Origin of the sequence: Dongia soli (genome assembly GCF_034044715.1) — a bacterium.
GTDB lineage: Bacteria > Pseudomonadota > Alphaproteobacteria > Dongiales > Dongiaceae > Dongia_B > Dongia_B soli.
On the sequence record NZ_JAXCLW010000018.1, the window covers coordinates 1 to 8,331 of the forward strand.

Genomic DNA, 8,331 nt, shown 5'->3' on the forward strand with positions numbered 1-8,331 from the left:
GTCGCGTTGGTCAATCCCGGAGCCTTGTTCGTGTCTGGATTTTTGGCCATGGTACCTGTCCCTCTCAGGCATGTGTTGCAGGATGCGTTAGAGTTCGTTCGTTTCGGATATTGGGCGGACTCGGCTGGCCACCGTTGATCAACGGCGTGCCAAGGGTGGCGGAATGACTGTGCCGATCGCAGCTTTTAAGACGGGTTGTTTCGCAAGCGACACTGTTGCTCGTTCGATTACGATAATGGCCTCATTGGCGACCATTTTCTTTCTCCCATCAGGGAAGGAAACTGGGGGTTCGATCTACAAGCCGCAGTAATGGATCATTATCTGAGCAGAGAGGTAAATTGACTAACCCTAGAGCCGGTTATCTCATTTCTCAGTCGAGTTACCTTTTCGAAATATTGCACGCCTCCCGCAAAAAAACATATCGACCTGCTCCCCGTCATAAGAAAGCGGCATCGTGATCACCTCGAAATCCAAGAAATATCCGTCTTCTCCGTGCACCGGAACGACACCATGAGCCGGGGCCTTCGTTGTTATGACGCCGGTAAGGGTCTCGTATATTTTCTTGTAGTCTTCGCGGGGCATGTACTCGTCTATGTATCGCCCCGTGGGATTGCTGCCACATACATCGACGATATGGGTGCCAATTAGACGCGCTTTGAACCGATAGAAACCATTTTGACGAACGACGTCATGCAGCATGACGTAGGGTAGTAACTGAGGGATTTCCTCGGGATAAATATCAGCTCGCGAAGGAATGCGCCTATCCCGAGATTTGCTCAGCCAGTAATCGTAAAGTTGATGCACAGGACTTGAGCCTCCAGGCTCCCCGACCATGCTCGCTCGCTTAAGCATGCCCAGCCTTCTTATGAATGGTATTTCCAACATTTAGTTGCCCAAGACTTAATCTGCGTGCCAGGCAGCGACACGTGCTTTCGAAAGGCGATCAGGCAATCCGCTTAATACGGTGCCCAACCTCAAACTCCAACATCTCGGCCAGCCTCTGGAGCAGCCAGCCCGCAATCATTCCGCCTCGATGGCCGCCAGCTGATCGCGATAATCGCGACGGGCAGAGTCACTTTGTCTCCCAAGCTGCATGTTCCCAAAAGCGTTCGGACGGGGGGCGGCGATGACAGCGAGCATCATCACAACGAGGGGCCAGAAGCGGATCATATGGACCTCCTTGCCGCCCTACAGCGTAGTTTGGTTGCGATCGGGGTTAGGGCGATCATCATCGGTCTTCAGGATTCCCTCCAGTCGCGCCTGTTCCGCGGCATTCAACGGCGCAGTCTGCGCCCGCGCGACGCGGCGGTAATACGAACGGACGCCGATGCCGCCTGCCAGCAACAGGAAAAAGGGGCCGATCCAGATGAACGCCGTCTTGGCCTTAAAAGGCGGTTTCAGCAGCACGAAATCGCCGTAGCGTGCGACCAAATATTCCTGCACTTGGTCGTCAGTGGCGCCGCCGTTCAATTGCTCGCGTACGATGACGCGGAGTTCATGGGCGATGTCGGCATTGGAGTCCTCAATGCTTTCGCCCTGGCAGACGACGCAACGTATGTCGCGCGAAATCGCCTCGGCGCGCGCTTCCAGCACTGGGTCGCGCAACATCTCATCGGGCCGCACGGCAAAGCTCGCCGAACTGAAGGCCAGCACCGCTATCCCAGCAACCAGTCCGGCCGCGAGACCGTAGCGCGAGATGCAGATCATTTCTGCAGATCCTTGATCAGCGGCAGGAGCTGCGTCTCGATGAGATCGTCGCTGAGCGGCCCGGGAATGCGCGCTCGAATGATCCCTTCCTTGTCAAGGATGAACGTCTCCGGAACACCAGTGATACCGAAGCTGGTGATGCCGATCCGCCCATTCTCATCTGAGCCGACCTGAAAATAGGGATTGCCCAGTTCGTCGAGGAAATCCTGCGACGCCTTCTTCTTGTCTTTCCAGGCGAGACCCAGAACGGGGAGGCCGGCTTTGATTGCGAGCTTCTTCAGGAGCGGATGCTCGGCGCGACAGGGCAAGCACCAGGAGGCGAAGAAATTGATCGCCACCACTTGGCCCCTATACGCATCGGTTCGCAAATCGCCAGCGGCAACCCCAGACTCGCCATTCACCAGCGCTGGCGCGACGAATCCGGCGACCGGCTTTCCGACCAACGGCGAGTCGATCGCATGAGGGTCACGGTTGGGACTCAGCCCGAGCGCGAAAACGACGGCCAAGGCAGCCAGTGCGAACAGCGGCAGAGTGAACAGCAGACGGCGCATGCTCATGCCCTTGCCGCTACCTCGCTTTTCCGTGCAAGCATTTTGCTGGGTGCACCGACGCGGTAACGTCGATCGGTCAGCGAAACGACCCCGCCCAATGCCATCAAGCCGCCACCAAGCCAAATCCACAGGACCAGCGGCTCTACGTAGATGCGGACTGTCCAGCCACCTTGGCCGTCCGGTTCGCCGACCACGACGTAGACGTCCCGGGCAAAGTTGCTGTGGATGGCGGATTCGGTGGTCGGCGGCGAGGGCACCAAGTATTGTCGCCGCTCCGGCGTCAGCAGAGCGAGGAGCTGCCCGTTCTGGGAGGCCACGATGGTAGCACGGTCAGCGAGGTAATTGTCCACGGTCACCTTGCGTATGTCATCAAGTCGGTAACTCGTATCACCGACCTCGATTGATTGGCCGACATGCAGCACCGCGACCTTTTCCTGCTTCCAGGCAATTGAGCCGGTCATGCCGACGATGGCGACGGCGAGACCGGCATGAGCCAAGGTCATCCCATAAGCGGAGCGTGGCAAGCGGATGGCGCGAGACCAGCTGGCCCCGAGCGATCCGCCGAGCTTTACCCGCCCAGCCCATTCGATCAGCGTACCGATGAACAGCCAGGCCGCTAATGCCATGCCGGCGAGAGCCATGAAGGAGGCGCCATCGGCCATATACCAGGCGAAGCCAATGGCTATCGCAGCTGCGATACCGGCGGCAGCCAGTCGTTGCAAGGCGCCGGGCAGGTCTCCGCGCTTCCAGCCGAGGAACGGACCGATGGCGGCGATTAGGACAAGTGGCATGGCGATCGGCACGAAGACGGTTTGGAAATAGGGTGGGCCTACCGAGATTGTGCCGAGATTCATCACATTCAGGATCAGTGGGGCCAGGGTACCGAACAGGACAGTCGCCGCCAGCACCGCCAAGAGCAGGTTATTGAGGACGAGCGAGCCTTCGCGACTGATCGGCGCGAAGAAGCCACCCGGCTTCAGGATTGGTGCCCGCCAGGCGAAGAGCGACAGTGAGCCGCCGATGGCGATCGCCAGCAGCGCCAGGATGAAGATGCCGCGCGCCGGATCCTGGGCGAAAGCATGGACCGAAGTGATGACGCCCGAGCGCACGAGAAAAGTCCCGAGCATGCTGAAGGCGAAGCCTAAGATCGCGAGCAGGATAGTCCAGGCTTTGAGAGAATCCCGCTTTTCGACCACGATGGCCGAGTGCAGAAGTGCTGTCGCTATCAGCCAGGGCATGAAGGAAGCATTCTCCACCGGGTCCCAGTACCACCAGCCGCCCCATCCCAGCTCGTAGTAAGCCCAGCGACTGCCGAGGACGATGCCGCAGGTGAGAGTGGTCCAGGAGAGCAGTGTCCACGGCCGTACCCAACGCGCCCACGCGGCATCAACCGAGCCTTCGAGCAAGGCTGCGATGGCGAATGAGAAAGACATCGAGAGGCCGACATAGCCGAGATAGAGCATCGGTGGATGGAAGGCGAGCCCGGGGTCCTGTAGCATTGGATTGAGCTGGCGGCCCTCGAGCGGTGCTTGACCGAGGCGGGCGAAGGGGTTGGAAGTCAACAGCATGAACACCAGGAAGCCGGTCGAGATCATCGCTTGCACGGCAAGCACGCGCGACTTTAGACGCAGTGGCAAGTTGTTGCCGAAGGCGGCGACCAACGCACCGAAGAATCCTAGAATCAGCACCCAGAGCAGGAGTGAGCCTTCGTGATTGCCCCAGGCGGCCGCCACCTTGTAGATCAGCGGCTGAGCGGAGTGCGAATTCTCATAAACCGCGGCCACGGAGAAGTCGGACACGACATAAGCATGGACCAAAGCGAGAAAGGACAGACCAAGTAGGAAGAACTGGCCCACTGCCGCTGGCTGCGCCAAGGCCATCCAGGGGCGCAGGTTGCGCTGCGCGCCGACCAGCGGGATCACGGATTGGGCGAGCGCCAAAACCAATGCCAAGACCAGGGCGTAATGGCCGAGTTCGGTGATCATCGTGGTCCACTTCCCTCATTATTTCCTGTTGAATTGCCGCCTGGAGAATCGCTTCCGGTCTGATCACCGGATTCCTGCCAACGGCCAGAGGCCTTCAGGGCCTTGGCAACTTCCGGCGGCAGGTATTTCTCGTCGTGTTTGGCCAACACTTCCTTAGCGATGAATTCGCCTTGCTCGTTGACCGCGCCCTCGATGACGACGCCCTGCCCTTCACGGAAGAGATCCGGGAGGATGCCGCGGTAGCGGACCTTGACCGATTTGCTGAGGTCCGTGACCTCAAAGAGGACGGCACCATCGCTGCCGAGCTTCCGCAGGCTGCCCCGCTCAACGAGACCGCCGATGCGGATCGCCCGGCCCGGTGCAGGCGGCTTGGCCGCGACTTCGGTCGGGCTCAGAAAGAAGACGATATCCTGGCGCAACGCGGCGAGGACCAGAGCGACTGCACCACCCAGCAGCACAAGGCTGACCAAAACGAGATAAAGCCGTCGAGTTTTGCGGGACATAGTGCGGCGCGGGGTGTTGGCCCGCAGCTCGCCCAGCTTGATATCAGTCATGAACCAGTTCTTTGATCGGAGGCCGCCTGACCGGACCTCAAGTGATCACGCGATCGCGCCACGGCGGTCCGGCGACGGTGTGGGGGCGTTTGCCCGGCGCCTTCCGCTTCAAGTCGGTGCAGGTGTGCCGCCGCGCGACGCAGTCGGCGCCAGCTATCGACCGCGAAGACGGCCACCATCAAGACAGCGACGCCGTAGGCCGGCCAGACGGCGTCGGCATAGCCGCCCATCATCAGATAATCACGGACAGTCACAATCGCCACCTCATCAATTGGCCCGTTTCCCGCCAGTCGAAGCTGCTTGCATCCGCAGGCGGTTAAACAGCAGGGACTGCGATCGCGCTTCCAGGAGAACCGCCTTCATCCGTGCGAGCAAGACGACGAAGAAGAACAGTTGGAACGCGATTGCCATCGAGAAGAGAGGACTCAGCATGGAGGAATCGATGCTGGGCCCGCCGGAACGGAGGATGCTGGCCGGCTGGTGAAGGGTGTTCCACCAGTCGACCGAAAACTTGATGACAGGTAGATTGATCGCGCCGACCAAGGCGAGGATGGCGGCGGTACGCTGGCCTCGCTGACGATCATCGAAAGCCTGTATCAATGCCATATGGCCGAGATAGAGGAAGAACAGGAGTAGGAAGGAGGTGAGACGCGCATCCCAGACCCAATAGACACCCCACATTGGGCGGCCCCAGAGTGAGCCGGAGACAAGGGCGATCAGGGTAAAGCCGGCCCCGACAGGGGAGGCCGCCTCAGCGGCGACATGGGCTAGTGGATGGCGCCAGATCAGGGCAGAGGCGCTGGCCACGGCGATCAGGCAGTAGGCGAACATCGCCAGCCAGGCAGCCGGCACATGGATATACATGATCCGCACCGTCTCACCCTGCTGGTAGTCAGCCGGCGACTGCCACAGTGCGAGATAGAGCCCCGCAAGGAAGGCGAGGATAGTCGTCGTGATCAGCCAAGGTTGGAGCCGATCGGCCATCCGCAGGAAGCGTCCGGGATTTGCAAAGCGATGCATGACTCTCCTCAATCTTCCATCGCGCCCAATGACCATATGGGCGCAGCGTTATTCCCGGAGTTAATCCCGGAAGAGCCTCAGACGGAGAACTGCAGGTCCGCGGGGATGGTACGGCCCAGAGGCCCAGCCGTCTGAGGTCCTTGGGGAGCGACGTCGCGATAAGTCGCCAGCAACCGGTAAACTGCTCCAAGCCTCATGCTCTTCGGTGACAGTAGTTTAGCTCGATCATCCAAGGGTCCCGAATACGTGCTCAATCGTCCCGCTGAAGTGTTTCCCGCTCAGCTGGATGCAGACAGCGTTGGAGAGCTGGGGGCTGCCCTGTTTCGGATGCCGCGGAGCCATCCCCGAGTTCTACGCTGTCGTGTGTACAAAGGGCCAGAGCCCTCGCCGCCGAAACCCATGGACGTATGGACAGTGGCGAACATGAGTGACGGACGCTCGGACACGCAATCAGGATTCGCGTTCCCCAACTTGCCTATACTCTTTTTTCAGAGTGGAGATCCGCGCGCCTGCCGTTAATGGACGCTGAAAGGGTCGGTTGGCGTCAGTGCCTCTTAATGGAGGGAAGAGCCAAAATGAGAAAAATTTCGCAAAAAAGGGTCGGATGCCGCCTGCAACCGCGCCTCGAGAGTTCACTGTGTAGACGATTGGCGTTGTGTGGCGGCATTACCAGTGGCGGAAGTGCTTTACTTTAAACTTGCGATTCAAAGGTTCCCCTGATGGACTTCGAACAATTTTTCAAAGATCAGCTCAGACGTTTGCGTGAAGAGAACCGCTACCGCGTCTTCGCCGACCTTGAGCGCCAGGCCGGGCGGTTTCCGTATGCGTTATGGAGAGAAGAAGCTCATGGTCCGGCGCGTGAAGTCGTCGTCTGGTGTTCCAATGATTATCTGGGCATGGGCCAACACCCGGCGGTACTGGATGCAATGCGGGGCTCTCTGATGCTTAACGGAGCCGGGGCCGGTGGCACGCGCAACATCTCCGGCACCAGCCACCACCACGTCCTATTGGAGCACGCACTTGCCGAATGGCATGGAAAAGAAGCCGCCCTGCTCTTCACTTCAGGCTATATTTCCAATGAAACGAGCCTTGCGACCTTGGCCAAGCACCTTACGAATGCCGTAATATATTCGGATGCGGACAATCACGCATCGATCATTTCGGGCATTCGAAATAGCCGGTGCGAATACCGCATCTTCCGTCACAACGACGTCGAACACTTGCGCGAGTTGTTGGCTGCAACTGAGGCCGAAAGACCGAAGATCGTTGTTTTTGAGTCGGTGTACTCCATGGACGGAGACATCGCACCGCTATCCGCCATTTGTGATGTGGCGGAGGAATTTGGCGCCCTCACCTATCTCGACGAGGTACATGCTGTCGGCTTGTACGGCGAGCACGGCGCCGGTATCGCTGAACGCGATGGCGTCGCAGATAGAATAACGGTCATCGAGGGCACGATGGGGAAAGCGTTCGGGTTGCTGGGGGGCTATATCGCCGCATCTGCCGGACTGATCGATTTCGTACGCAGTTTCGCCCCGGGATTCATTTTTACCACCTCGCTACCCCCGATGATAGCCGCTGGTGGCTTGGCCAGCTTACGTGTCCTACGCGGGGCGGCCGACCTGAGAGCCAGGCATCAAGACAGAGTTAGGTACCTGCGCCGGCTTCTTGCTGGGGTAGGGCTACCCGTGATGCCGAATGCAAGCCACATAGTTCCGGTGTGGGTGGGAGATTCCTCGGTCTGCAAGGCGATTAGCGACCGTCTGCTCATGGACTACGGAATTTATGTTCAGCCAATCAACTATCCGACTGTGCCACGAGGCAGCGAACGCCTCAGGTTTACGCCGAGTCCCTTTCATAGCGCTGAAATGATCGAGAAGCTTGTCAGTGCGCTTTACGAATGTTGGCACGACAGAAGTTTCGCTCTCGACCCAACCGGGACATCCTCTCTCCCACCGAGCAGGAACGTTTTGGCGCGATCCAGTGCATATGAGGCTGTGGCGCGGAACTGATCCCCGATAATGATCTACCCCGCGAGGGGGCTTGCAGGCCGCAGAGTGGCATCGCCCTACCGGACCGAGGAGTGCGTGATCCCTGCTGGACCGGCCAATTTTGCAGAGTAAATTGGGCGTCGATGCACCTGGGAAGCTCCCACTCCCCCGAGCGTCAGGTCGCGTCGGCTTGTGGCTTCTAATACGTCCTAATATACGCTGTGGCTCCCCGCTTGTTCCTGGACTTTCCGCGCTAATTCGGGGGGCGAGAGCGAGGCACGTCGGCTAATCGGTGAAGTGCAGATGATGTTGCGGTCGCAGCGATGGATCTTCGGAGCATCGGACACCAATTGCGGACCTCCGGATCACTTGTTTGAGGCAGCATATGGCGACCTAGAGTTGCGATGGCGCGACGTCCACTGGCACCGCCATGGTCCTTCCAATGTAATTGACGAGCCGAGGGCAGTATGAATAGAAAAGTGATGTTTACCTTTCTCGCACTTACCGGTGGCGTACTCGCGGC

Annotated in this window: 9 protein-coding genes; 1 reads left to right on the top strand and 8 read right to left on the bottom strand. The window is 59.1% G+C overall.

The genetic code is table 11. The features are described 5' to 3' along the window. Positions 1–363 precede the first annotated feature (363 nt). From SMD27_RS23885 to SMD27_RS23915, 8 genes are all read right to left on the bottom strand, one after another. Positions 364–852, bottom strand: coding sequence for a PAS domain-containing protein (locus SMD27_RS23885; RefSeq protein WP_320510972.1), 489 nt, complete (start codon positions 850–852; stop codon positions 364–366). Between the two features lie 168 nt (positions 853–1,020). Further along, positions 1,021–1,170, bottom strand: coding sequence for a hypothetical protein (locus SMD27_RS23890; protein ID WP_320510973.1), 150 nt, complete (start codon positions 1,168–1,170; stop codon positions 1,021–1,023). 18 nt (positions 1,171–1,188) lie between these two features. Then, positions 1,189–1,707: a cytochrome c-type biogenesis protein gene (locus tag SMD27_RS23895; protein WP_320510974.1), complete on the bottom strand. Its 519-nt coding sequence runs from the start codon at positions 1,705–1,707 to the stop codon at positions 1,189–1,191. Further along, positions 1,704–2,264: a DsbE family thiol:disulfide interchange protein gene (locus SMD27_RS23900; RefSeq protein WP_320510975.1), complete on the bottom strand. Its 561-nt coding sequence runs from the start codon at positions 2,262–2,264 to the stop codon at positions 1,704–1,706. Before SMD27_RS23900 ends, SMD27_RS23895 begins: the two co-directional genes overlap by 4 nt. Beyond that, entirely contained in the window at positions 2,261–4,243 is a 1,983-nt protein-coding gene (locus tag SMD27_RS23905) for a heme lyase CcmF/NrfE family subunit (RefSeq protein ID WP_320510976.1), read from the bottom strand. The genes SMD27_RS23900 and SMD27_RS23905 overlap by 4 nt, the downstream gene beginning before the upstream one ends. Next, complete coding sequence (gene ccmE, locus SMD27_RS23910; protein WP_320510979.1) at positions 4,240–4,746, bottom strand: cytochrome c maturation protein CcmE; 507 nt, start codon at positions 4,744–4,746, stop codon at positions 4,240–4,242. Before ccmE ends, SMD27_RS23905 begins: the two co-directional genes overlap by 4 nt. A gap of 47 nt (positions 4,747–4,793) precedes the next feature. Beyond that, entirely contained in the window at positions 4,794–5,030 is a 237-nt protein-coding gene (ccmD, locus tag SMD27_RS24310) for a heme exporter protein CcmD (protein WP_379990822.1), read from the bottom strand. A gap of 34 nt (positions 5,031–5,064) precedes the next feature. After that, complete coding sequence (locus SMD27_RS23915) at positions 5,065–5,817, bottom strand: heme ABC transporter permease (protein WP_320510977.1); 753 nt, start codon at positions 5,815–5,817, stop codon at positions 5,065–5,067. Between the two features lie 719 nt (positions 5,818–6,536). On the opposite strand from SMD27_RS23915, the gene hemA reads away from it, so the two are divergent. Continuing rightward, positions 6,537–7,829, top strand: a complete 1,293-nt coding sequence (hemA, locus tag SMD27_RS23920) for a 5-aminolevulinate synthase (protein WP_320510978.1) — start codon at positions 6,537–6,539, stop codon at positions 7,827–7,829. Positions 7,830–8,331 lie beyond the last annotated feature (502 nt).